This is a genomic window from Flavobacterium sp. (genome assembly GCF_024642105.1).
Lineage (GTDB): Bacteria > Bacteroidota > Bacteroidia > Flavobacteriales > Flavobacteriaceae > Flavobacterium.
Genome location: NZ_JAHEBT010000052.1, coordinates 102,478 through 128,247, shown reverse-complemented (window position 1 = coordinate 128,247; position 25,770 = coordinate 102,478). Strand labels below are relative to the sequence as shown.

The window sequence follows — 25,770 nt, the reverse complement described above, 5'->3', positions numbered from 1 at the left end:
CGTATATCGTACCTCGTAAATTAGTTTATCCTAAAAACGGATATCTATAATCTTCTGGCGCTACCAAAGTTTCTTTAATAGTTCTTGGCGAAGCCCAACGCAATAAATTCAAGGCAGATCCTGCTTTGTCATTAGTTCCTGAAGCTCTAGCGCCACCAAAAGGTTGTTGTCCTACAACAGCTCCTGTTGGTTTGTCATTGATATAGAAGTTTCCGGCTGCATTTTGAAGTGCTACAGTTGCTTCTTCAATAGCATAACGATCGGTACTGAAAACAGCTCCTGTTAAAGCATATTCAGAAGTAGTATCTACTAATTGTAAGGTTTCAGACCATTGCGCATCTTCATACACATAAATGGTAATCACTGGACCGAACAATTCGGTTTCCATAGTAGTGTATTTTGGATTAGTAGTTACAATTACCGTTGGCTCAATAAAATAGCCTTTTGATTTATCGTAATTTCCTCCCACAACAATTTCAGCATCGGCATCTTTTTTAGCTTGGTCAATATAACTCGCTAATTTGTCAAATGAACCTTCGTGAATTACTGCAGTAATGAAGTTTGAGAAGTCTTCTGGAGATCCCATCTTCATTGATTTTACATCAGTAATGACTTGTTCTTTTACGGCTGGCCATAAACTCTTTGGAATATAAGCTCTAGAAGCGGCAGAACATTTTTGTCCTTGGAACTCAAAAGCACCTCGAACAATTCCTGTAGCTACTTGTTTCACATTCGCCGAAGGATGGGCAATGATAAAATCTTTTCCTCCTGTTTCTCCAACAATTCTTGGGTAGGTTTTATAGTGGTGAATGTTTGTTCCAATTTTAGCCCAAATATCTTTAAAAACATGAGTTGAGCCTGTAAAGTGAACTCCTGCAAAATCACGACTTGCCAAAACAGTATCTGTTACCATTAACGCATCTCCAAAAACTACATTGATTACACCATCAGGTAATCCCGCTTCTTTGAAAATGTCGATAATAATTTTTGCAGAGAAAACTTGACTGTCGCTTGGTTTCCAAACCACAACATTTCCCATCATGGCAGCACTAGCAGGTAAGTTAGCAGCAATGGCTGTAAAGTTGAAAGGAGTAATGGCATAGATAAAACCTTCTAAAGGTCTGTATTCTAAACGATTCCAAACCGATGAGTCCGAAGTGGGTTGGTCACTGTATATTTGAGACATGAATTCTACGTTGAAACGTAAAAAGTCGATTAATTCACAAGACGCATCAATTTCGGCTTGATGAATTGTTTTAGATTGTGCAATCATCGTGGCTGCATTGATTCTGGCTCTGTAAGGTCCGGCAATCAATTCGGCAGCTTTTAAGAAAATAGCAGCACGTTGTTCCCAAGCCATGTTAGCCCAAGCTTGTCTTGATTCCAATGCATTTGCAATGGCTTTTTCTACATGTGATTTTTCAGCTAAATGGTAGGTCCCAACAATATGTTGGTGGTCGTGTGGTGCCGACATGGTTCTGGTATTTCCAGTTCTGATTTCTTCGCTTCCGATATACAATGGAACGTCGATAGTGGTATTCCACATTTTTTTGTAAGCTTCCAATACAGCTGCTTTTTCAGCCGAATTTGGAGCGTACCCTTTAACAGGTTCGTTTACCGCTTTGGGTACTTTAAAAAATCCTTTTAGCATAATAATGGTATTAAATAATCTGTTGATACAACAGATTTGAATTAGAAAATCAATAATTAAATTTATTCTGAATCTTGCGAATAATTTAAACTATCACAAAAGTACAAAGGATAATTCAATAAAATAGATAATCGAGAGGAATAAATTAAAATTTATTCAATGAATTTAATTAAGAGCAAAAGGAGCGCTTAGTCTAAAAGAAGGGACAATTACTTTAAAAGTCTTGGTTGTGGTGAAATTAATCATATTGAAATGTCCTTTCATTGCACCGTGCGGAGATGATAGTAAACAGCCTGAACTGTAGGTGTAAAATTCACCTGGTTTTAATACTGGTTTTTTACCAATAACACCTTCGCCATCTACGATTTCTAATTCGTTCAATGAGTCAAAAATTTCCCAATGACGCGAGACTAATTGTACTGAGTCTTTACTGTGGTTTTCGATTTTGATTTCATAACTAAAGGCAAAATGGATTCGGTAGTTCTTGAAGTAAGTACCTTCAAAACTAGTCAAAACTGAAATTTTTATGCCTCTTGTTATTTGAGAAACCATAGGAAATTGTTACTGAAAATCAAATCGATTGTCACAAAATTACAAAAAAATGATTTTGCTTCGACAATTTGATTGGAAAATGTTTTTTAATTGATTATATTTAAGGAAGTTGCGGTTCCTTTACCTATTACATGGTCGTATCGATCTGTGTTTTCTCGGTAATATACTAGAACCGTATATTCGTTTTCCGTTTGATAAAAATTACCGTCAATGGCATTTTCTAAATCAATAGTTCCATTGGGTTTTACGGCTGAATATTCAAAATTGGTAAATCCTTGTTTGATTAAAATGGCTTTTTCATAGATTCCTTTTTCAGTGTTGTATTCCATTTTGTTTTCAGGCGTGAGCGCATAATTGTTAAACATTCCCGTTACATAGATTGCCCCATCAGAACTTCTAAATAGAGGTGCTGAAAGACTAAAATAAATCCAAGAATAATCCGCTTCGATTTCGCTATTTTCAGCAAATAATCGGCGCACTACAAAGTTGCCATTTACATCTGGCCAGTTGTAATAATTGGAATTAGCGCGTGCTTCATTGGTAAATAAATAGCTACTGTAGATGTCTTTTTGGCTGTCAATTTGAGAGATATTATTGCTTGCTACTCGAATTTCTTTGTTATCAAAATACAGAAATTCGTTTCCGGCCCAAAATTGAGTTGGTGTATCGTATTTGTAAACCAAATCATTACCCATTGTGTATTGCGGTGCAATATTGCTGATTGCAGTTTGGAATTTTCCGTTTTGCAGTAGAACTGTTTTTATGTTTTTTAATGGGTTTTGGAAGTTAATTACATTGGATTTGATGGTGAATTCTAAATTGTGTTTCGAATCTAAATTAGTCACGTTTCTAGCTCTTTTGACTTGGATAGGAACAGTCACTAAATCTTCGTACAGAATCAATTTTCTAGAGAAAACGACTTCTTTGTCCTCATTTAAAATTTTCAGAATGTAATTGCCGCTGATTTTTAGTTGGGTGTTGCTATTAGGGAAATTTAATCGGTAATGGGTGTAAATTTGCAAGCAGTTAAATGAACTTGTCGATTCTTGAATTCGCTGGTTGTCAAATCCTTGCAGGTAGTCTCTTTTTTGTAAATCAGAGGGGTTCCAGTTGTAGTCACAATGAATAATTTCGTAAAAATAAGAAGCATCATTCCCAAAAAGGTCGTCAAATTGCAATTGAAATGCATCTCCTAGTTGGAAAATAGGTACTACATTTTGATTGTTTTGTACAAAAGAAATGGTCTTGATATTGTAAGGTGGTACTATTTCTTTTTCTACTTGAGCTGTTGCTAAAGTAAATACAAAAAGGAGTAGTGTTTGAAACAAATAACGAAGCATAATTGATTGGATTACGAAATGTAAATATAAGCAATTAGTAGCTTTTGTTTATTTGAAACAAACAGGTATAATTTCGCCAGGCGCTAAACAGTATTTAGTAACTAATTCTGGGCTGATTGTTTTGGTATAATCTTCTTCAACTACAGCAAATCCTATGCTTCTCAATTTGTCGAAATAATCGCGTCCATACACTCTAACATGGTCGTATTGCCCGAAAATTGCTGCGCGTTCTTTTTCGTCGGTAATGGAATCATCAGAAAAAGTAGTAGCTCTATTTAGATCTTGTGGAATTTGAAGAATCGCCATTCCACCCGGTTTTAAAACGCGATACAATTCTTGCATGGCTTTGGTGTCGTCTGGAATATGTTCCAATACATGATTACAAAATAGCACATCGTATTGATTATCCTCAAAAGGCAGGTTGCAAATATCCGCTTTTACATCGGCTAGAGGCGAAAATAAATCGGTAGTGGTGTATTGAATGTTTTTTTGCTTTTTGAAACGTTTGTAAAATTCTTGTTCTGGCGCAAAATGGAGTACATTTTTTTTCTCCGTTGCAGTAAAAAAATCAGTTTCATTTTGTAAATACAACCATAATAAACGATGTCTTTCTAACGAAAGGGTACTCGGCGAAAGCACGTTGTTTCTTTGTGTACCATAACCATAAGGCAAAAACATTCGAAAGCTTTTTCCGTCAATAGGATCAGTAAATGTGTTTCCTTTTAATAAAAATGCCAAAATAGGGCGTACCACTATACTCAATCGAATTAAAATTGGGCGTGGGATGGTATTGAGTATGAATTTAAACACAGATTTCACAGATTTCGCAGATTTTAATTATAAAATGATTCGTTTGTATTTTAAGCTATCTTCTCCAAAATTGATTAATAATCCAATTTTATTCTTTGATGCCGCTAAATAATTTAATGTTTGTTTTATTTCGCTACTTGATAAACTTTCTATTGCTTTTAATTCTAAGATAATTTCATCGTAAACCGTAAAATCAGAAAAATAATATCTAGATAAAAGAATGTCTTTGTATTCAATATTATATTTTTTCTCTCTTTCGTAAGGGATGTTATTTATTTTAAATTCATATTCTAAAGCATCTCCGTATGTATTTTCACTATGACCTCTGCCTAATATTTTATGGACTTCCATACACAAACCTATTATTTTATAGGTCTCATCTTTTAAATAGAAATTTTCCATAATTAGGGTTTGTGAAATTCGTGAAATCTGTGTTAGAATAAAATAGTTAAATCAAAGTTGGGTCTTTTCTAAACTCATCTTCCTCATTACTCACAATTCCCAAAGCGTCATAGATATATTTGAAAGTCGAAAGTAATTCAGGTTTTCCCTCTACTAAGGCTACATCGTGTTCAAAATGGGCTGAAGGTTTGTTATCAGCCGTAGTGATCGTCCAACCGTCTTTGTGTTGTTTGATGTTTTTGGTACCCAAATTAATCATCGGTTCGATGGCAACTACCATTCCTTCTACAAATAATTTACCGCGACCTTTTTTACCATAATTAGGCATTTCAGGTTCTTCGTGCATTTTTTGTCCTAAACCGTGACCTACTAACTCGCGAACGACTCCGTAACCATGAGCCTCGGTATATTTTTGAATCGCATTACCTACGTCTTCTACACGATTTCCTGCTTTGAATTCGCGGATTCCAACATATAGAGATTCTTTGGTGATTTGTAATAGTTTTTTCGTTTCGGGAGCGACTTCACCCACTTCAAAAGTATAGGCATGATCGCCGTGAAATCCGTTTTTAAAAGCACCACAATCTACCGAGATAATATCACCACTTTGTAACGGGGTATTGTTTGGAATTCCGTGTACTACTTGCGTATTTGGACTCATACAAAGTGAATTAGGAAATCCGTATAGTCCTAAAAAACTTGGAATTGCTCCGTGGTCACGAATGAATGCTTCGGCTAATTTGTCTAAATGCAATGTAGTGACTCCTTCTTTGATCTCAGAAGCAATCATTCCTAAGGTTTTGGATACGATTAAAGCACTTTCGCGCATTAATTCTATTTCTTCACGTGATTTTACTATAATCATATTTATAAAATATAAGAATGCAAAAGTAATACTATTAATCTGGATTTGCCATTATTTTGAATAATTCAGCATTCGAGTTTAAAAATCGATTTCCCAATCCTAATTGTGTGAGTTGGATGCTTACCAAATTGTTTTCTCTTGAATTGAGTAAAAAAATAGAACTCTCCCCTAAAGTAAATAATCGTTCTTCTGACTGAAGCATCTGATTATTATCTTTTACTAATTCAGTAATCAATTGGAGTTGCTTTTCAATTGATCTTATTTCGGTTTGTTGGGCATTGATTTTATTTTTCAGTTGGATGCGCTCCAAATCTAAAGTTAATTTGGTGTCTTGAATTTTATATTTAGCTAATTGCAAACTGCCACGTTCTTTTCTAAGAAATAATGGGAATTTGAAATTCACTCCAATTTTGTAATTATTAAAATTGGTGTCGTTCCAATAATTGGGTTCTGATAAATAATGGTAACCCACATCCATTTTTGGTAATAAATTATTTGCTTTTAGCTTTCGATCCACTTCTAAAATAGCCAACTTGTTTTCTAAAGAATTGATTTTAGGATGATTCTCAACAGATAGTTTTTCAGTTAGTAGTTCATTAATTTTCAAAGTTTCACTGATTGTTTGTTCTAATTTACTTTCTGGAATTATGTCGTCTTGCAGTTCTAAAGGAATATTGTTGTCCAACCACAAATAATTAGATATTTCTAATTTTGATTTGGCTAATTTTAGTTTGGATTCTTCCAAGTTCCATCGTCTTGTTTTTACCACAATCCCTGCTTCAACGCTATCTATAGCAGGTTTGTCTCCGTTTTTAATTAAAGTTAAAACTCCTTTGTAGCGGATGGTTGCATTGTTTAAATAATTGGTATACAATTGTACTTCACTGTGATTTCTTTTCCAATTGAAGTAGGCCACCGATGCATTGTAAAGTACTTCAACAGCTTGCAATTTTCGTTCGGCTTGGCTTAATTGGATTTGAATTTTTGCTTTTCGTAAATCGGCCATACGCTGGTTGATTACTAATCCTTGCCCAATTGGAATAGTTATTCCTAAAGAGGTTAATCCTTGATTTGGAAGTGAATTTTCAGGGTTTACAAAGATACCTTCGCTGTTGTCAAAACCTGCTTTTACTTCAATTCCGTACCAGGTAGGGATTTTAAAACTACTATTGAAAACCGAATAATATTCTTTGCCTTTGAATTGTTTTTGGTCAAAATCAGCTTCGATTTTTGGGTCAAATCCCCCACGGGCCATCATCAAATTAGCCTGTGCTTGATTGATTTCGAGTTGTGCACGTTTCGCTAAAGGATGGTATTTTTTTACATATCCTAAAAACTCATTGTAACTGAATTCTTTTGGATTCTGTTCTTGTCCCCAAGCCAATGAACAAAAAAGCAGGAATAGAATGCCTATATTCTTCATTATTTTTTCTCTTTAGATTTTTCTTCTTTTGGTTGGTAATAATTAGGAGGGAAGCCGTTTAGAGTTCTCCATAGTTCAAACCATATTGGGACATTATCTAGCAAAGCCAATGTTTGAGCTCCAGAACCGATGCTAATTTGCTTTGGCCAGGCATCTTCTTCTTGGTCTGGCGCAATCAATACTCTGAATTTTCCATTGGCACTTATGAAATTTTCAACCGCTACAATTTTTCCGCCAAAAGTTCCATAACTCATATTGGGCCAACCTGAAAACACAACTGTCGGCCATCCATCAAACCAAATGCGTACTTTTTCTCCTTTATGAATTAGTGGTAGGTCCGAAGGGGTAACAAAGGTCTCGACAGCAATATCATATTTAGAAGGCATAATGCTTACAATTTGAGTACCTTCTTTAATAATTTCTCCAAGTCCAGATTGAATAGCTCGATTGATATACCCATCTTGAGGTGCTTTTATATAATACATCCCGTTACGAATTTGATAATTCACATACTGATTTTGTAATTTATTTACCTGAGCCTCGGTGTCATATTGATTGCTCAAAGCGGTATATTGATCACTTTCAGCCTTGGAAACTTTCTCCGAGTATTCAGCTTGAATTCGATTTACTTCGACTTTAGAATTGATAAATTCATTTTTGCTCGATAATAATTTATTTTCTTGGGTAATGATTTTCGCTTCTACTTCTTGCAGTTTTAATCTTTTTTCCTCCACATCAGTCATTGGCTTTAAACCTTCTTTGTTTAATGTCACGGCGCGATTGTATTGTGTATTTGCAATTTTAATTTGAGTTTTGACCGCTTCCAAGTCCATACTGTCACTTTTTACTTTAAGTAACGATTGACGGATTTTGTTTTGTGCTTGCTGCAACTTGAGTTGTTTCTCATTTTGAATTGCATTAATTTGAGAGGATAAGGTCGAGACTTTGCTTCCATAAGATTGTAATGCCATTTTTTTAGCATCTACTTGATTTTTAGTGTTATTCACTAAATTTGGATCGAAATAGTCTTCTTTAATCTCTGAAATAAATAAAATAGTATCGCCTTTTTTTACATAATCTCCCTCTTTTACATACCACTTTTCAATTCTTCCAGCAATAGCAGAATGAATAGTTTGCGGACGTTGATCGGGTTTTAATGTGGTAACAGCTCCAGAACCTGAAATGTTTTGTGTCCATGGAAGGAAAAGGATGACGATACCAATAAGCGAAACATATACAATGATTTTATTTAAAATTTGGTAATGGGGCCTATTAGCCAAATTTTTCACAGTGCTGTAGTGTTCAATGTTTTCAGCAATTGGATTTTTTTTTGAAATATTTAGCATGTCTTATTTTTTTAGGTCAGCAATTATTTTTCCGTTTTGTAGAGTGATTTTTCTACCGCATTTTTCTTCCCAATAGCTGTTTTTTGAAGATACAATAACAGTCCATTGGTTTGAAGAGTTGGTTAAGAAATCAATAATGTCTTTGGTCGCTTCTTCGTCCATTTTGTCTAATGGATCTTCGTAAAATACTATTTTAGGTTTGTTTATAATGCTTCGGGCTAATAGTATTTTTTGGGCATTAGAAGAAGATAATTGTCGCCCATCTGGAAAAATTTTAGTATCTAAACCTTCCGGTAAGGTTTTTATAAATGATCCTAATTGTACGCTCTCAATTGCCCATTTAATATCTTCATTCGATATAGATGGATTATTCATAGTAATGTTTTCCAAAACTGTTCCTTCAAAAGGGGTTTCTCCTTGAGTAATGGTACTTATTTGCGAACGATATTGAGCTAAATCTATTTTTCTATATGTATCGTCATTGATAAAAAACGAACCAGAGGTAGGTTGAAAAAATCCGGCTAAAATTCGGATAAGTGTTGATTTTCCTGAACCGTTAGCTCCGTCTAGATATATTTTTTCTGAAGGTTCAATTTTCAGATTGATTTCGCTTAAAATATCATCGGTTGAATCAGGATATTTAAACTTAAGATTTTCGGTTTCGATGGAGATGTTAGTAAAACAATAATCCGAATTTTGCTCACTAAGTTCTTCCATTTTTAAATCTACTATTTGACCGATTTTTTCAACAGAAGTTAAAACATCATACAAGCTTTCTAGTCCAATAATAATTTTTTCTACTGAATTAATTACCAATAAAATGATAATTTCGGCAGCTACAAACTGACCAATGTTCATTTTTTGATTTAAAACCAAATAGCCACCAATTAATAATAAACTGGCTGTTATGATTACTTTAAAACCAATTAATTGAGTGAATTGTCGTTTAATTACTTTAAAATGTTTTTCGCGGTAATTAATATATTCTTCTACCAAATGATTGTTTTTTTCAAGAGCAAATTCAAAATTTTCTTGTTTTCTAAAACTAAAATTATTTCGAGCAATTTCTTGTAACCAACTGACCACTTTGTATTTGTATTTTGATTCTTTCAAGCTTGATGATAGTCCTGCCTGGAAAGAAAATCTAAATATAGAATAAAGTAGAAAGGATAAGAGTACACCGAAAAATATGAAAAACGGATGGTACAAAGACAGTAACAGTATTCCAAAAACAATTTGTAATAAAGCGGTTGAAAAATCAATTAAGAGTTTTGATGTTCCTTTCTGAATGGTTAGTGTGTCAAAAAATCGGTTAGCTAATTCAGGTGGATATTGGTTGTATAATTCTTCAAATTTTATTTTTGGCAAACGATACCCAAATTCAAAAGAAGAACGAACAAATATTTTTTGTTGTAAGTTTTCTGTGATTCGTAATTGCATTAAAGATAGAATACCAACAAGTGCAACACCAATTACTACAATTAGTACCAACACAATCCAGGAGATACTTATCCTTCCAGCTTGTATCAAGTTAATAATAGCTTGGATTCCTAAAGGCAAAGAGAGACTAACTAATCCTGAAAAAATGGCGTAAAAAAAGATTTGTGAAATATCTTTTCGGTCTAGTTTTAATAAATTATAAAATCGTTGTAAGGGGGTCTGGCTCATAATTAGTTATCTTAGAGTTTTTTCAGCTAAATCAATATAAAAATCTGTTACAGAACACGTTTCGGTGCAGTTGGTAATAGTTGTTAGGTGCTCTTTTAAAAAATGTTGGTGTAAAGCTCCTTCAACGATAGAAGACGCTAGGCTTTTTGCAAAAGTATAGTTAGGATTAGTCTCTACTATAATTTCAATTATTCGATTGATAATTCTTTTATATACGATAAAAAATCCTTCTTTATTTTCTTCGTCAACTTCTTTAGTAAGTAAAGTTTTAGTGAATTCTTGGATAATAATTTTATTCAAAATGGATTCATTAATATGTAAAGTAGCGGTGTCATCTTCTACTTTTTCAGTCACTATAGTGATTGCTTTTTTTAATTTTTCCATTGGGTCTGAGACATTGCTTGTCGCAAAAACGAGTTTGTATTCAATCCAGCCCCAATACCAAGAAGATAGGTACAACATTAACTTATGTTTGCTTTCGAAATAGCGATAAATTGAACTTTCATTGGAATTTATTTTTTCGCCTAATTTTTTAAAGGTGAAGTTTTCAAAGCCAATTTCATTAATCAATACAATACTATGTTCAATAATTTTTTTGCCTAAATCGGATGTTTCAGGGTTCTTGACGTAGAGCTTGTCATTGACCGAAATGATGATGTTGGATAAAATAGCTTGCATAAAATGATATATTTTTATGCAAATATAATAGTATTACTATTAATATTGAAATTTTAACTTTTATTTATAAAAAAAGCTGCTCCAAATTGGAACAGCTTTGCTTTTTAAGGTAGTTTATTCTACAATAACGAATGACTTGTCATAGCAGCAGGTTGTGCAACGCCCATCAATTCTAAAATGGTTGGAGCAATATCTCCTAAAACACCGTCGTTAATTTTTTTCAAGTCTTTATCTACTAAAATAATTGGCACAGGATTCGTAGTGTGTGCTGTATTAGGTGATCCATCAGGATTAATCATGGTTTCACAGTTTCCGTGATCTGCAATGATGATAGTAGTATAGTCATTAGTTAAAGCCGCTTCTACCACTTCTTTTACACAAATATCTACCGCTTCACAAGCTTTGATAGCCGCTTCCATGATTCCGGTGTGTCCTACCATGTCTCCGTTAGCGAAGTTCAAACAAACAAAATCCACTTCTCCTTTATTCAATTCAGGAACCAAAGCGTCTTTCAATTCGTAAGCACTCATTTCTGGTTTCAAATCGTAAGTCGCCACTTTAGGTGAGTTTCTTAAGATTCTAGTTTCACCCTCGAAAGGAGTTTCTCTACCGCCCGAAAAGAAAAACGTCACGTGTGGGTATTTCTCAGTTTCGGCAATACGAATTTGTTTTTTGTTGGCTTTTTCCAATACTTCCCCTAAAGTTTCTGTGATGTTATCTTTATTGTACACCACTTTTACATTTTGGTAGGTTTCGTCGTAGTTGGTTAGCGTTACATAATACAAATTCAATTTGTGCATGTTTTGCTCGTGAAAATCTTGTTGCGAAAGCGCTTCAGTCAATTCACGACCTCTATCAGTTCTAAAGTTGAAGAAAATAACCACGTCGTCTTCTTCAATTATAGCCAATGGTTTTTCGTTAGCATCCACAGCAACAAGCGGCTGAATAAATTCATCAGTCACATCGTTTCCGTAACTGGTTGCAATAGAAGTTACCACATCTTTTGTTGGAGTTCCAGTTCCATGTACCACTAAATCGTAGGCTAATTTTACTCTTTCCCAACGTTTGTCACGATCCATTGCGTAGTAACGACCAATTACCGAGGCAATTTTAACCGGTGTTGGCGCAATATAATCGTGTAAGTCTTGAATGTATTTTTTTCCTGATTTAGGATCTACGTCACGTCCGTCAGTAAACGCGTGAATGAATACTTTGTCTAGTCCGTATTCTTGTGAAGCATCGATCAAACCTCTTAAATGAGAGGTGTGCGAGTGTACACCACCATCAGAAACCAAACCTAAAAAGTGTACTTTTTTATTGTTGGCTTTAGCGTAGTTAAAAGCGTCAATCAGCACTTGTTCTTTGGCCAATGTTTTATTGGCTACGGCCAAATTAATTTTGGCTAAATCTTGGTACACAATACGTCCAGCTCCAAGGTTCATGTGGCCTACTTCTGAATTTCCCATTTGACCTTCAGGCAAACCAACGTTTAAACCGTCAGTTCTCAATTGAGCGCTTGGGTATTTTGTATATAAACTATTTATAAAAGGGACATTCGCATTGTCTATTGCAGATACTTTAGGGTCAGGAGATTTTCCCCAACCGTCTAAAATCATAAGGATAACTTTCTTGTTCATCGGAATTTATTTTAGGCAAAGATAAGGCATTTCTAAAAATCTCCGAATACTTCCAATTCACAATTATTCAAATAGTAACAAATACAATCGTTTTTGTTTTATAAATGAATTTGATGGAAATTTATTATTTTTTTAAAGAGTTGTAGTCGATAAAGTAACGAACACTTATTGAAAAAACATGGTTTAAGTTATTCTTATCAATCACTTTTTGAAAATTATTGCCTAAATCTCGTTTGAATTCATTTTCAAATAAAGCGGCATTGTTTCTATATAAGATAGAAACTTGGCTTCCAGGAGCAAACCACCAAGAATACGACAAATCTAAATTCCAAGCGTTAAAATTGGAGTTGCTGTTTTCGGTATAATTCGATGTGGGTACAATTGATCCGTCATTTTGCAAGCTATAATATTGATTATAGGTTGCGTAGCTCAGATAATGGCGCAACGAAAGGTTAAAGTTCATGTCGCTATTAATAGTGAACTTTCCTTGTAAGGTGTTGATATATGTGGAGCGATCTCTACGTCCCATAAAAATTTCATTTGAAACGGAATTGTCCCCTACATAACCTATGTTATTATTTTGTTGACTAAAGTCGAAGTTAAAGTTTAAAGAAAAGTGATCCGAAAAACGGTATCGTGGTGAAATGGAGAGTCCATATCCGATTCGTCCTTTTTCATTAGCTATCCCGTAGGAAGGATTAAATTCAAAAGCAAAGCGGTTATTGTAATTCGAAGAGTAAAAAAAATAGGCGTTTATTACTTCTGGAATTTTAAGAAAACGGGATTGGTTTTGTGTTCTTGGTTCATAGAAATCATAGGTTTTTATTGGCCTTGCATTGAAACCACCACCATAATAATTATTCTTTTTGGTCATAGAATTCAAATTAAAATTCATCATTCCTTGTTGGATTCGACCTGAGCGGTTGTCAAATTCTGAATAGAGATTCACATATATGTTGAACATATTGAAGGTCTTGGTCGGGTTTAAAATGCGGTAACTTCCATTGGAATAGAAACTATGATAATTGCTCTGGAATTGAATGCCCATATCGTCTTTGTCAAATTCTTTTGAAATATATTCAGCCCCAGCTCCATACTGAAACTTGCCACTAGTTTCTCCAATATTGATACTAGAACTGTATCCTTTTTTATTTTCTACACCTAATCCATTAACAAAGCTATATTTATAATCCCCAGATAAATTATAGGTATTTTTCTTCGTGTTTAAATCAAATAAAAGAGCCGAAACATTTCCGTCACGTCCATCTCCATTGCGCGTTACATTGGTATTGATAAAGGAAACAGATGAATTTTTCCTAAAGCGTTGGTCTAAAACAAATACATTGTAATTAGCCAAAGGTTCTATCAATGCCTTACGAGTAGTTCCAGTAATATCATTGGTAATAATAGCTTCTGTTTTCTCAGTCACAGCGTTCAAAACACCAATGCCTAAACCATTTTTAGTTCTTCCTGAAATTTTTAAAGCGTTTAGTAAATTGACCTTTGCAGGATATTCGGTAAACGACTCGTTAGAAAATAAGTCAGGATAAATAGTTGGGCTTCCGCCAATTCTTCGAGAATAAAATAAATCACCTTTACTAAATAACTCTGTTCCTTCCGTAAAAAAAGGACGATTTTCATTGAATTGTTGTTCAAAAGGTCCTAAGTTTAAAATTACATTGTCAAAAGTGGTTTGCCCAAAGTCGGGCACTAAAATAGCATCTAAAGTAAACGCATCATTAATGCCGTATTTAATGTCGACTCCACCTTTTAAATCACCTTTTGTTTTTTGATTGGCATTTGAGTTCAAGTAAAAAGAAGAATAGGGTATAAGGAATAGACGAGTGGGAGTTTTAATATTTTCAATTCCATTTAAAACGCCTTCTTGATTGCCTCTAGAATTGATTTTATTATCGATTAAATTCCAAGAATAAAACGCGCGCGCTCTTTTAAAATCCCGAATGAAATTAATTCCCCAAGTTTGTTTTTTTTCTGATGAAAATCGAAGTGCAGCATAGGGAATTTTTATTTCGGCTGTCCAACCAAAATCGGTGATTTGAGTTTTCCCTTCCCAAATAGCATTCCATGAAGAATCTTCTCCGTTACTTTCGGTAAAAAGAAAATCTTCTTGAACTCCAGCAGCACTCAAAATAAAGCTGAATTCTTGTTGGCCATCATTGTATCCGTTGATAAAAACGCCTACACGATCTGCCGTTCCAGAGTTGTCCCTTTGGCTTAATTCTTTTAAGATTTTAGTCGGTTCATTATCATACATCGTAGCGGCAAAATAGACCGCTTCATTATCATAAGTTACTCTGACTTCGGTACGCGTTTCTTTGGGTTCTGCTTTTCCATTGTCTGGCATCCACATCACGAAATCTTTGGCTACGTCGGCTTTTAACCACGCTCCTTCATCAAATTTACCATCAATGGTAATTTTTTCCGTTGTGAACTGAGTGGTTAACGATTTTTTTTGGCTATAGCCAAAGCAACATATAAAGACTACAACTAGGCTGAAAAATGATTTCATATTTTGGGGATGCAATTAGCAGGTTTAAATTAGTACAACGTAATTTTGTCTATAAAATTGGATTGCATGCAATTAGTCTTGATTATTTTAATTTGTTACACTATACTATCATATCTATTTAAGATAAGTTGTGTTAAACCGTTTTGATTTGTTAAAAATTAAGTTAAAGTGTTGTTTTTTAATTGATTGACTTGTTTTTGAGCGTATCTTTGCAATTCTCAAATCTAAAATTCATTAACAAAATACTATGGTTGCCCAATTTTTAACGATTACACTTTTTTTATTTACTTCTTTTACGGCTCATCTGAATGCCAATCCCACTTCAACAAAGTCAAAATCCAAAAAAACGAATTTAATTACTGAAAGCGCAGCCGTTGCCTTGTATTCCGATTTACAGACGAATCAGTATGAATTGCCTAAGTTAGCCAGTTTTACTCAAGCTTTGAAAGGGTTTTATAAATTGAAAGAAAAGGGAATAATCAAAAAAGACATTCTGACTTTGATTGATTTTAGTTTGTCGTCTAATGTGAAACGTCTTTGGGTAATTGATTTAGCCTCAAAAACTATTTTGTTTCAATCCTTGGTGGCACATGGAAGAAATACAGGGGAAGAATTTGCCAACAGTTTTTCGAATGCTGCTCAGTCTTTTAAAAGTAGTTTAGGATTTTACGCTACAGGAGAAGTGTATAATGGGAAACACGGATTGTCACTGCGATTAGATGGTCTTGAAAAAGGAATCAACGACAATGCAAGAAATAGGGGAGTGGTGATGCATGCGGCAGACTATGTATCTAATTCTTTTGTTAAAAACAATAAAAGATTAGGTCGAAGTCAAGGATGTCCAGCTGTTCCAGTTGCTTTATCTAAAGAAATTATTAGCGCGATTAAAGACAAATCTTGTCTTTTTATTTACCATCCTAAATTAGTGTCATCCCTATCTTCTTAGATTTTTTTATACATCAAGAAATGAGGCCCAACTTCCTTAATTTCAAATTCAGAACCCGCTATTTCATAGTCCATTTTTTTATAAAATCCAACAGCTGAAGTTCGAGCATTGAACCAAATTAATGTGGTTTTTTGTTTTTTACAAAAGGTTTCTACTTCTCTAACCAACGCCTCGCCAATACCTTTTTTTTGATGGCTTTCTAAAACGGCCATTCCTCTAATTTGAAAAGATTTTTGTTGCTCAAAAGTAGCATTTTTAGCTTCAAAAAGAGAGATGACGCCTAGGAGTTGGTTTGCTGTAAAATACCCAAAATGATGAGTAGAGGGTAATTCATCTCCCACAAAATGGCAACTTTCAATGGGTTTGCCTGCTCTTAAAACGGCCTGTCTTACGGGATAAGTACGAATTGCGGTAATTTCTTGAATAGAATGGTTGTTTTTCAAAGCAAAATTTTAATACAAATTAAAGAGATAATAATTTCATACTAAAATATTTATGAATTAAATCGAGTGCATGTATTGGTTTCCTTAAAAGAGAAGTTTGTTATTTTTTTGAAAAAAACTTGCAATCATGAAAACTTATTATTTATATTTGCACCGTTGAAATGCGGAAGTAGCTCAGTTGGTAGAGCTCCAGCCTTCCAAGCTGGTTGTCGCGAGTTCGAGCCTCGTCTTCCGCTCTAAAGCCTCAAATCTAATTTGAGGTTTTTTATTTACTGTTTTTCATGCGGAAGTAGCTCAGTTGGTAGAGCTCCAGCCTTCCAAGCTGGTTGTCGCGAGTTCGAGCCTCGTCTTCCGCTCTTTAGAGCCGAAACTTTTGTTTCGGCTTTTTTATTTTCTATATTCAGATGTATGAACCACATAGAAACATAGGACTATTAGGAAATAAAAAGAAAAGATAGAAATAATCGTATTTTTCACATAGCTATGTGAAGAATGAAATGGCTATCTCTATCTTTTAAAGGCTATCCTTTCTATGTATCTATGTGGTAAAAAGTTTGTAAAATAATCTGCGAATCTGCGGTTTCCTCTAAATTTATTTTGTTTATTGATTTAAAATTTATAAATACAAATTAACCACATAGAAACATAGGTCTTTTAGGTAAATAAAAAGAAAAGATAGAAATAATTGTATTCTTCACATAGCTATGTGAAGAATGAAATGGCTATCTCTATCTTTTAAAGGCTATCCTTTCTATGTATCTATGTGGTAAAAAGTTTGTAAAATAATCTGCGAATCTGCGGTTAAATATTTGCCACGGATTTCACGGATAGAACAGATTTATTTTATAAAACTTAAATCGGCACCGCTTTCTAGTTCTTCAGCTAACTGATTTTGTCTAAAAAGACGTGCTTTGAGATGGCCTTTTAATGTAATTGTATTTCCTTTGATTGCTAGCCAACTTCCTTCGCGTAGCCCTAAAACTGGAATAGAATTGAAGGTGTGAAATTCCTTAATTCTCGCTTCTCGGGTTTCTCCCATGTGGTTATCAGGCCCTTCAGAATCGATAAAATGCGGATTCAAATTGAACGGAATCATTCCCAGTGTTTGAAAACTAGGAGGGTACACAATAGGCATGTCATTGGTGGTTTGAATGGTTAATCCTGCAATATTGCTGCCGGCGCTAGTACCTAAATAGGGCGTTCCGCTTTTTAGTTTTTCAGCCAAAACATCCATCACTTGATTTTTGTACAATTGGGAAACCAAAACAAACGTATTTCCTCCTCCGGTAAAAATTCCTTCAGCATTTTGAACTGCCTCTGCAGGATTTTCAAATTCATGAATTCCTTTTACGGCAATGTTTATTTTGGCAAAAGCCAAAGCCACTTTAGTCGTATATTCCTCGTGTGTCATTCCGCCAGATCGAGCATACGGAATAAAAAGCAGGGTGTTGCAATCTTTAAAATGCTGCTCCAATTCAGGAAGTAGGTAGTCTAAAAAGCCGCTTCCATATACCGTTGAGGTGCTTGCCAATAGGATGTTTTTCATCTTCAAAATCATTTTATAGTAGGGTAAAGGTACATAATCCCGTTTTTTAATTAACACGTTGTGTGTAATTAGTTTTTGATGATAATTTTACGTCAGTTCGAGTGATTTTCAAAAGAAAATTGTCCTTCGGTTTTGCTCAGGATGACAGAACAAGTAAAATTTCATTAAAAACGTTTCTCGATACATTTTTTGTTCCATCCCGATGTTTCGGGATTACACAAAAAACACTCGAAATGACGTTTTTAATAATTACACCCAACGGGTTTTAATTAACAAATTTTTACCAACTCATTAGTAATTAATTTGGAGGACACTCCAATACTTTTGTAATCTATTCCTGAGATAGGGGCTAGTTCGTGTATGATACGACTGATTTGTTTTATAGTTTTTTGGTGTACCACCCAGCTTTTTGCTCAAGGCAACGTTGCTGTTGAATGCCATGGAAAAGTCAATGCCGATATGACTAATCTAGAAGGGATTTATGTGATTAATCTAAAAACCGAAAACGCTTCGATAACGGATAGTCAAGGGTATTTTTCTATCAAAGCTTCGGTGGGCGACACCTTACTTTTATCGGCAGTTCAGTTCAAATCGACTAAGGTTGCTTTGACCCAGGAGCATGTTCAAAGTACGTTGTTTTTTGTAAAGATGAAACCCATTATGAATGAATTGAAAGAAGTGATTGTACGTCGTTATCCGAATATTTCGGCAGAGGCTTTGGGCATTATACCTTACGGAATAAAAAAATACACCCCAGCAGAGCGCAAATTAGCAACAGCTTCTTCGGGTAGATTGAATCCAATGGGATTAGACCCGCTATTGAATTATTTTTCAGGTCGAACCGCTATGCTTAAAAAAGAATTGGAAGTAGAAAAGAAAGAGACTTTTTTAGCTCAACTCGAAGCAATGTTTGATCAAAATCATTTGGTCAATACCCTACACATTCCCTCTATTTATGTAAAAGGATTTTTGTATTTTGCTGTTGAAAATCCAAAATTTACACGAGTTTTGGAAACCAAAAACCACACTTCTATTGAATTTTTGTTGGCTGAATTGGCGACAAAATACCTCGAAACAATTGCGACTAAAAAGGAGAATTAACCTAAAAATTGCGAATAAAATGCTAAGCTTAGTAAAGATTTTTTAACGTTCGGCACGGCATAATTTTTTTTCTAAAATAAAATTTCTAGCGAAAGATAAATATGAATTATGCACTTTTCTCACAATAGTACAAAACTGTTATTATAGGCAGGTTTTATATTTTTCCAAATAAATTTTCGGCGGTTAAATTTTCTTCGTGTTTTCTATCAAAGACCATTTCCGTTTGCTTTGTTAAATTCATTGTCATAATATATTACGATGCTATATTTTCCATAATTTTCACTAATCATAAACCAAACTTGTTTATTTAGGCTATTCATACTTTCTCTAAACATTTCTAATATTAACTCTCCAACTCTTTCCTTTTCTTTATCGGTCAGTTTTTCTTTCGCTACAAGTATTTCATTTTCTTTTGCTAAAGAGTCATATTTTAATGACTTTTGGTAAAATACGGCTTCGTATCGCTTTTTATTGACTGTAATTTCATAAGAAATGTTCTCGTCTTTAGGTATTGTATATTTTGCAATTGTTGAATCAGCTTCTTTTGAATACCTTTCATTATTTACAAATTGTTTGATTAGATTGTTAAACCTTATTTTAATATTTGTTTCATCTGTAGAATTAGCGTCTAAAACTGCAACACGCCAAACTTTGTTATTGTTCGTTGCAATTACTATATTAACATCAGTTCCATTAAATTCTCCATTTAGTATATCTTCTTTATTTCGATTAGCTGTAAATCCTTTAGATTTAATTTTTTGTAGCATTTCTGGTTTGTATCCATCAACAGGAATGTCTAGAAATTGCGTTACATCTTTTTGAGAATAAGATGCTAATGGCAAGATTAAAAAGAAAAAGAATAGGATTATTGTTTTTAAATTTTTGTTCACAATTCTACATTTTTTTATTTTCATTATAGGTTCTTTAATTTATAATTCTTCACGTAAACTTGCCGCTAATCTGCTTATATGTCTCACAAAATCAGACATAGCTACATTGTTTTGGGTGTATAAGTCTGATACGAATTTGTTTTTATCGTAATGCTAAAATATAAAAAATAAGTTACAAATTAACGACTTAGTAAAGTGGGTTGTTTCACTTTTTTTAAGCGCTACTTTCATTTCAAAAGAAATTGTATTTTTGAAAAATGAAGAAAATCGTTTGTATGGCCTTTTTAGGGCTGCTGTTTTGTAGTGTTTCGGCCTTTGAAGTCCATAAGTTTTATATGGCTATTTTTCAGGTGAATTATACTCCTGAGAAAAAAATGCTCCAAATCACGTCCCGCATTTTTGTCGATGACTTGAACTTGGCAATCGAAAAAAAATACGGTAAAAAAGTGTATTTGGGTTCAGAGAAAGAGTCGGTAGACGATCAAGGAGTACTCAAAAAATATTTTGCCGAAAACTTGCAAATCAAAGTCAACGGTCAATCCAAGCCGGTGGCTTTTTTAAGCAAAGAACTAGAAGGCGATGTCTTGATTTGCTATTGTCGTGTTACCGATGTTGCTAAATTACATTCGGCTGAAATTACCAATACATTGCTAACACATTGGAATTCAGAACAACAAAACATTTTGCATTTTACTGCTTTTGGCGAAAAGAAAACGGTTCTTTTTACGTCTTCCAATAAAACCGAAGTGTTAAAATTCTAATTGTAATTAGTCCTTTTGTTAAAAAGTAGTATTTTCACAAGCTAAAATTCCCCAAAATGAAAAAAATCGCATTATTGTTACTGTTACCAGTAATTACCTTGGCTCAAGAGAAGTCAGCACCGGCAGCGCCAAAGCAAACCGGAAAATATGATACGAATAAATTCAGTCAGATGTACGATTTGTTGGCTACACCCAATATGTTTCGTACGGCTTCAGGAGCGCCAGGTCCTGCGTATTACCAACAGCAAGCGGATTATAAAATTGACATTGAATTAGACGATAAAAACTCAAAATTAAGTGGTTCAGAAACGGTTACGTACACGAACAATTCGCCAGATACTTTAGAGTATTTATGGGTGCAATTGGATCAAAACCAACAAGCAAAAACGTCTCAATCTCCTTTGGCAGAAAGCCAAAAAATAGACCAGGTCTTGCCAGCTGAAAAATTTGCCACAGATTATTTGAGAGAGAAACCAGATCGTGGATTTCATATTGAATATGTAAAAGATGTAAAGGGAACTGCTTTGTCTTATACCATCAATCAAACGATGATGCGCATTAATTTGCCAGTACCAATGAAACCTGGAGACAAATTCGTTTTTTCTACAAAATGGTGGTACAATATCAATAATTATAGAAAAGAAGGTGGGCGTTCAGGATATGAATTATTTGAAAAAGACGGCAATAAAATTTATGTAATAGCTCAATTTTACCCAAGAATGGCAGTGTACAATGATGTAGAGGGTTGGCAAAACATGCAGTTCTGGGGAAGCGGTGAATTTGCCTTGCCTTTTGGAAATTTTGATGTGAATATTACGGTTCCTGCAGATCATGTAATTGATGCAACGGGAGAATTACTAAACCGTGCCGAAGTATTTACACCTGCTCAGGTGAAGCGATACGAATTGGCTCAAAAGTCATTTGATAAACCAGTTGTGATTGTGACTCAAGAAGAAGCAACAGCTACTGAAAAAGGATTTTCGGATAAGAAAAAAACATGGCGTTTTAGCGCTAAAAATGTGAGAGATTTTGGAATCGCTTCGTCAAGAAAATTCATTTATGACGCGATGGCCGTAAAATTGAACAACAAAATCGTTATGGCGGAGTCGGTGTATCCTAAAGAAAGTAATCCGCTTTGGGGTGATTATTCTACCAAAACGGTGGCACATACCTTGAAAAGTTATTCATCTCATACGTTTGATTATCCTTATCCAAAAGCAGTTTCGGTTTCGGCAGAAGATCAAGGAATGGAGTACCCAATGATTTGTTGGAACTACGGTCGTCCAGATGAAAATGGAGTAACAAGTGATAGAATCAAACACGGAATGATTAGTGTGATTGTTCACGAAGTGGGTCATAACTTTTTTCCAATGATTGTCAATTCTGATGAGCGTCAATGGACTTGGATGGACGAAGGTTTGAACTCGTTTATGCAATACATGGCAGAACAAGAATTAGAGGCTAATTACCCATCTAATCGTGGTCCAGCTAAAAACATTGTTCCTTATATGAGTGGTGACCAAAAGTTTTTGGAACCTATTATGTCTAACTCTGAAAACATTTACCAATTTGGTAATAATGCCTACGGTAAACCAGCAACAGGATTGAATATTTTGAGAGAAACCGTAATGGGCCGTGAATTATTTGATCATGCTTTTAAAGTATACGCTAACCGCTGGAAATTCAAGCACCCAACTCCAGAAGATTTCTTTAGAACTATGGAAGATGCTTCAGCCTTTGATTTGGATTGGTTCATTAGAGGTTGGTTTTACTCCACTGATTTTGTAGATATTGGGGTGGAAGATGTCAAACAATATTATGTTTCTGAAACAGCAACGACTGATTTGAAAGACGTAAAAGTGAGAAAAGGACGTTTCGGTTTAGACAAAGGACCTTTTGTGTATTTGGTTTCTGGGCAAAATGTGGAGGTGAACCCGAATGATAAAAAAGCATTGAAAATCGAGGATGTTAAATTGCTTTCAGATTATGTAAATCAAAATTTATCTGCAGATGAAAAAGCGAATTTAAAAGCGCCTAAATACTTCTACGAAGTGATGTTTAATAAACCAGGCGGAATGTTAATGCCTATTGTAGTGGAAATCACGTATGAGGACGACACGAAAGAAAGCTTTAAATATCCAGCTCAAATTTGGAGAAAAAATAACGATACCGCTCGAAAAGTATATGCTACTGCAAAGGCGATTAAGAAAATTCAAATTGACCCAAAATTAGAAACAGCAGATGTTGATGTTACTAACAACACTTGGCCTAAACAAGAAGTGAAATCAAAATTTGAATAAATGAAAATTAAAATAAAGGCTCCAATTGGAGCCTTTATTTTTTTATGAAAAATTTAAAATAGACCGACTTGAATTTTGGTATATTTGTGACCAAGAAATAAAATAGATAATTATGTTTGGTATAGGTGGAGGCGAATTAATTTTCATCATGTTTATAGTTCTAATGCTTTTTGGGTCTGATAAAGTGCCGGAAATTGCACGAACCTTAGGTAAGACGATGGCGCAAATTAAGAACGCTACAAATGATATAAAAACGGAAATCCAAAAAGGAGCTGAAGAAAATGGTTTTGACAAACAATCGTTAGCTAATTTAACGGGGAATATTACTGCTGAAATTGATAAAGCTAAAGAAAATTTACTAGGTGATTCAACTACTTTAAACGATTTTTCGAATACGGTAACATCTGAACTAACTCAAGTAAAACAAGAACTTTCTGTTGAAGAAAATAAAACAGAAGTGGCAGCTGTAGCTAAAGAAGAGGAGGTTGAAGGACCAATTAAACGTCAAATGTAATGCTTGAAAAAGTACTAGCACTTGATACCCAATTATTGGTTTATTTGAATAGTCTGGGTTCGCCAACTTACGATGGGTTTTGGTTATTCATCACAAAACAATCCAATTGGACACCCTTTTTCTTGATTGTATTGTATTTGGTGTATAAAAAGTTAGGCACAAAACCAACACTTGTCTTGCTGTTGTTTGTTGCACTATTACTTCTGGTTTCAGACCAAACCTGTAATCTTTTTAAATATACTTTTCAGCGTCTACGTCCGTGCAATAATCCAGAAATAAAGTCGGTGATACGAATTGTAAAATCAAGCGATACCTTTAGTTTTTTTTCAGGTCATGCCGCTAATTCTATGGCAACGATGACTTTCTTATTCTTGCTTTTGAAAAAGTGCTATCGTTATGCTTTCCTATTATTCTTATTTCCTCTAATTTTTGCTTATAGCCGAATTTACTTGGGCTTGCATTATCCTTTGGATATTGTAACGGGTTATTTGTTTGGCGCTACTTTTGGGTTTATAGCGTACAAATTGTATCAAAAATACGTTTTAAAGCACTCTCGAAACGGTTAATCCATCTCGAATAGGCAACAAAACTGTTTCTACTCTAGGGTCGTTTTTCAGCAATTGATTGTATTCTAAAAGCACTTTGGTACTCACATCATTTTTTTGAAGCGGTTCCAAAACTTTGCCGCTCCATAACACATTGTCCGATAAAATAATGCCGCCTTTATTCATTTTGGGAACAATCAGTTCAAAATAATGGATGTAGTTTTCTTTGTCAGCATCAATAAAAACCAAATCAAATTGCATATCAAGAGTAGGAATAATGTCTACGGCTTCTCCCAAATGTTGCACAATTTGGTTGCCCCAAGGTGATTTGTCAAAATGTTTGCGTTGAAAATCGATTAACTCTTCTTTGATATCAATGGTGTGTAATTGTCCGTTCTCTTGCATTCCCTCGCACAAGCACAAAGCCGAATAACCTGTGTAGGTGCCAATCTCAAGAATGTTTACAGGACGAATCAATTTGGACAACATACTCAAAACACGTCCCTGAAAATGCCCACTTAACATTCGTGGCAACAAAATTTTTTGGTAGGTTTCTTTGTTTAAAGCAGCTAAATGTTGTGGTTCTTTTTCAGAATGTTGTTCGATATAATCTTCGAGTTCTTGAGAAATGAAGTGCATTGTATAGTTTTTTCAATTGGCGCAAAGTTATCAAATTATCAAATTGTACACGAGCATTTATGTGAATTGATGAAATAAATCAACAAATACTCCTTAAATTTGCGCCATGCAAATCGAGAAAAAAGACATACGAGCCTTATCCAAAGAACAATTGCGTGATTTTTTTGTTTCCAATGGAGACAAAGCCTTTCGCGGCAACCAAGTATATGAATGGTTGTGGAGCAAGGGTGCGCATACTTTTGACGACATGACGAATGTGGCTAAACCGACTCGGCAGATGCTTGAAGAACACTTTGTGATTAATCATATCAAAGTGGACACGATGCAACGCAGTGAAGATGGTACGGTAAAGAATGCCGTTCGTTTGCATGACGGATTGATTGTAGAATCCGTTTTAATTCCTACAGAAACGAGAACTACAGCTTGTGTTTCCAGTCAGGTGGGTTGTAGTTTGGATTGTAACTTTTGTGCTACTGCCCGCTTAAAGCGAATGCGCAATTTGGAACCAGGTGAAATCTATGATCAAGTGGTCGCCATTGATAGAGAAAGCCGTTTGTATTACAATCACCCCTTATCCAATATTGTTTTTATGGGAATGGGAGAGCCTTTGATGAATTACAATAACGTCATCAAAGCGATTGATATGATTACTTCGCCAGAAGGTTTAGGAATGTCTCCTAAACGAATTATGGTTTCGACTTCGGGTGTACCAAAGATGATTAAGAAGTTAGCAGATGATGGCGTGAAATTCAAATTGGCGGTTTCTTTACATTCTGCCATTGATGAAATTCGTTCTCGTATTATGCCTTTTAGCGAAAATTTTCCGCTGGCTGATTTGCGTGAAGCCTTAGAATATTGGTACCGAAAAACCAAAAGTAAGATTTCGTACGAATATGTAGTTTGGAAAGGAATCAACGATGATAAAGCGTCGGTAGATGCCTTGGTAAAATTCTGCAAATATGTACCCTGCAAGGTGAATTTGATTGAGTACAACCCCATTGATGATGGCGAATTCCAACAAGCATCAGAAGAAGCTATTGCGGCCTATATTAAAGGATTAGAAGCTATTGGAATTGTGGTCAAAGTGAGAAGAAGTCGTGGAAAAGATATTGATGCGGCTTGCGGACAATTGGCTAACAAATCTTAAATTCATTCAATTTAATGCGTGTATTGGCTTTGAAAA

23 protein-coding genes and 2 tRNA genes are annotated in these 25,770 nt (G+C 34.6%); 9 read left to right on the top strand and 16 right to left on the bottom strand.

The features are described from left to right. Positions 1-25: 25 nt before the first annotated feature. The 12 genes from pruA to Q0L65_RS06090 all read right to left on the bottom strand — a co-directional run bounded on the left by pruA (position 26) and on the right by Q0L65_RS06090 (position 14,902). Positions 26-1,651: an L-glutamate gamma-semialdehyde dehydrogenase gene (gene pruA / locus Q0L65_RS06145; RefSeq protein ID WP_296684505.1), complete on the bottom strand. Its 1,626-nt coding sequence runs from the start codon at positions 1,649-1,651 to the stop codon at positions 26-28. Between the two features lie 165 nt (positions 1,652-1,816). After that, positions 1,817-2,203 carry a Co2+/Mg2+ efflux protein ApaG gene (apaG, locus tag Q0L65_RS06140; RefSeq protein WP_264534532.1) on the bottom strand — a complete coding sequence of 129 codons (387 nt, stop codon included), beginning with the start codon at positions 2,201-2,203 and terminating at the stop codon, positions 1,817-1,819. A gap of 86 nt (positions 2,204-2,289) precedes the next feature. After that, on the bottom strand, positions 2,290-3,543 hold the full coding sequence (locus Q0L65_RS06135) for a DUF5103 domain-containing protein (RefSeq protein ID WP_296684502.1): 1,254 nt from the start codon (positions 3,541-3,543) through the stop codon (positions 2,290-2,292). A 48-nt stretch (positions 3,544-3,591) separates the two neighbouring features. Next, complete coding sequence (locus tag Q0L65_RS06130) at positions 3,592-4,362, bottom strand: class I SAM-dependent methyltransferase (RefSeq protein ID WP_296684499.1); 771 nt, start codon at positions 4,360-4,362, stop codon at positions 3,592-3,594. Between the two features lie 18 nt (positions 4,363-4,380). After that, on the bottom strand, positions 4,381-4,755 hold the full coding sequence (locus Q0L65_RS06125) for a GxxExxY protein (RefSeq protein ID WP_296684497.1): 375 nt from the start codon (positions 4,753-4,755) through the stop codon (positions 4,381-4,383). 46 nt (positions 4,756-4,801) lie between these two features. After that, a complete protein-coding gene (map, locus tag Q0L65_RS06120) occupies positions 4,802-5,620 on the bottom strand; it encodes a type I methionyl aminopeptidase (protein ID WP_296684495.1) in 819 nt (272 codons plus the stop codon). Positions 5,621-5,654: 34 nt separating this feature from the next. Further along, positions 5,655-7,043: a TolC family protein gene (locus Q0L65_RS06115; RefSeq protein ID WP_296684493.1), complete on the bottom strand. Its 1,389-nt coding sequence runs from the start codon at positions 7,041-7,043 to the stop codon at positions 5,655-5,657. Further along, positions 7,043-8,389, bottom strand: a complete 1,347-nt coding sequence (locus tag Q0L65_RS06110) for an HlyD family efflux transporter periplasmic adaptor subunit (protein ID WP_296684492.1) — start codon at positions 8,387-8,389, stop codon at positions 7,043-7,045. The genes Q0L65_RS06115 and Q0L65_RS06110 overlap by 1 nt, the downstream gene beginning before the upstream one ends. Before the next feature lie 3 nt (positions 8,390-8,392). Then, entirely contained in the window at positions 8,393-10,057 is a 1,665-nt protein-coding gene (locus Q0L65_RS06105) for an ATP-binding cassette domain-containing protein (RefSeq protein WP_296684490.1), read from the bottom strand. 6 nt (positions 10,058-10,063) lie between these two features. Beyond that, a complete protein-coding gene (locus Q0L65_RS06100) occupies positions 10,064-10,735 on the bottom strand; it encodes a TetR/AcrR family transcriptional regulator (RefSeq protein WP_296684488.1) in 672 nt (223 codons plus the stop codon). A 119-nt stretch (positions 10,736-10,854) separates the two neighbouring features. Continuing rightward, positions 10,855-12,372, bottom strand: coding sequence for a 2,3-bisphosphoglycerate-independent phosphoglycerate mutase (gene gpmI, locus Q0L65_RS06095; RefSeq protein ID WP_296684486.1), 1,518 nt, complete (start codon positions 12,370-12,372; stop codon positions 10,855-10,857). 124 nt (positions 12,373-12,496) lie between these two features. Continuing rightward, positions 12,497-14,902: a DUF5916 domain-containing protein gene (locus Q0L65_RS06090; protein ID WP_296684484.1), complete on the bottom strand. Its 2,406-nt coding sequence runs from the start codon at positions 14,900-14,902 to the stop codon at positions 12,497-12,499. Between the two features lie 247 nt (positions 14,903-15,149). Here Q0L65_RS06090 and Q0L65_RS06085 point away from each other — a divergent pair, with 247 nt between their 5' ends. After that, positions 15,150-15,848: a murein L,D-transpeptidase catalytic domain family protein gene (locus Q0L65_RS06085; protein WP_296684483.1), complete on the top strand. Its 699-nt coding sequence runs from the start codon at positions 15,150-15,152 to the stop codon at positions 15,846-15,848. Here Q0L65_RS06085 and Q0L65_RS06080 read toward each other — a convergent pair. Next, entirely contained in the window at positions 15,845-16,291 is a 447-nt protein-coding gene (locus Q0L65_RS06080; RefSeq protein WP_296684481.1) for a GNAT family N-acetyltransferase, read from the bottom strand. The genes Q0L65_RS06085 and Q0L65_RS06080 overlap by 4 nt on opposite strands. Before the next feature lie 163 nt (positions 16,292-16,454). On the opposite strand from Q0L65_RS06080, the gene Q0L65_RS06075 reads away from it, so the two are divergent. After that, positions 16,455-16,527: transfer RNA gene (locus tag Q0L65_RS06075), tRNA-Gly, on the top strand. A gap of 47 nt (positions 16,528-16,574) precedes the next feature. Beyond that, positions 16,575-16,647, top strand: a tRNA-Gly gene (locus Q0L65_RS06070). Positions 16,648-17,129: 482 nt separating this feature from the next. On the opposite strand, the gene pepE is transcribed toward Q0L65_RS06070, so the two are convergent. Next, entirely contained in the window at positions 17,130-17,837 is a 708-nt protein-coding gene (gene pepE / locus Q0L65_RS06065) for a dipeptidase PepE (RefSeq protein WP_296684479.1), read from the bottom strand. Positions 17,838-18,197: 360 nt separating this feature from the next. Here pepE and Q0L65_RS06060 point away from each other — a divergent pair, with 360 nt between their 5' ends. Further along, positions 18,198-18,938, top strand: coding sequence for a carboxypeptidase-like regulatory domain-containing protein (locus Q0L65_RS06060; protein WP_296684477.1), 741 nt, complete (start codon positions 18,198-18,200; stop codon positions 18,936-18,938). A 206-nt stretch (positions 18,939-19,144) separates the two neighbouring features. Here Q0L65_RS06060 and Q0L65_RS06055 read toward each other — a convergent pair whose 3' ends face one another. After that, entirely contained in the window at positions 19,145-19,852 is a 708-nt protein-coding gene (locus tag Q0L65_RS06055; protein ID WP_296684475.1) for a hypothetical protein, read from the bottom strand. A 233-nt stretch (positions 19,853-20,085) separates the two neighbouring features. Here Q0L65_RS06055 and Q0L65_RS06050 point away from each other — a divergent pair, with 233 nt between their 5' ends. The 4 genes from Q0L65_RS06050 to Q0L65_RS06035 all read left to right on the top strand — a co-directional run bounded on the left by Q0L65_RS06050 (position 20,086) and on the right by Q0L65_RS06035 (position 23,969). Next, positions 20,086-20,589: a DUF6702 family protein gene (locus tag Q0L65_RS06050; RefSeq protein WP_296684471.1), complete on the top strand. Its 504-nt coding sequence runs from the start codon at positions 20,086-20,088 to the stop codon at positions 20,587-20,589. Positions 20,590-20,645: 56 nt separating this feature from the next. Further along, positions 20,646-22,889 carry a M1 family metallopeptidase gene (locus Q0L65_RS06045; RefSeq protein WP_296684469.1) on the top strand — a complete coding sequence of 748 codons (2,244 nt, stop codon included), beginning with the start codon at positions 20,646-20,648 and terminating at the stop codon, positions 22,887-22,889. Positions 22,890-23,001: 112 nt separating this feature from the next. Then, the gene (locus tag Q0L65_RS06040) at positions 23,002-23,403 is read left to right on the top strand and encodes a twin-arginine translocase TatA/TatE family subunit (protein WP_296684467.1); all 402 of its coding nucleotides are present in this window, start codon (positions 23,002-23,004) and stop codon (positions 23,401-23,403) included. Further along, a complete protein-coding gene (locus tag Q0L65_RS06035) occupies positions 23,403-23,969 on the top strand; it encodes a phosphatase PAP2 family protein (RefSeq protein ID WP_296684465.1) in 567 nt (188 codons plus the stop codon). Before Q0L65_RS06040 ends, Q0L65_RS06035 begins: the two co-directional genes overlap by 1 nt. On the opposite strand, the gene Q0L65_RS06030 is transcribed toward Q0L65_RS06035, so the two are convergent. Beyond that, positions 23,946-24,587: an O-methyltransferase gene (locus tag Q0L65_RS06030; RefSeq protein ID WP_296684462.1), complete on the bottom strand. Its 642-nt coding sequence runs from the start codon at positions 24,585-24,587 to the stop codon at positions 23,946-23,948. The two genes, Q0L65_RS06035 and Q0L65_RS06030, sit on opposite strands and share 24 nt — an antisense overlap. Before the next feature lie 106 nt (positions 24,588-24,693). Here Q0L65_RS06030 and rlmN point away from each other — a divergent pair, with 106 nt between their 5' ends. Then, the gene (gene rlmN, locus Q0L65_RS06025; protein ID WP_296684459.1) at positions 24,694-25,734 is read left to right on the top strand and encodes a 23S rRNA (adenine(2503)-C(2))-methyltransferase RlmN; all 1,041 of its coding nucleotides are present in this window, start codon (positions 24,694-24,696) and stop codon (positions 25,732-25,734) included. The last annotated feature ends 36 nt before the right edge of the window (positions 25,735-25,770 follow it).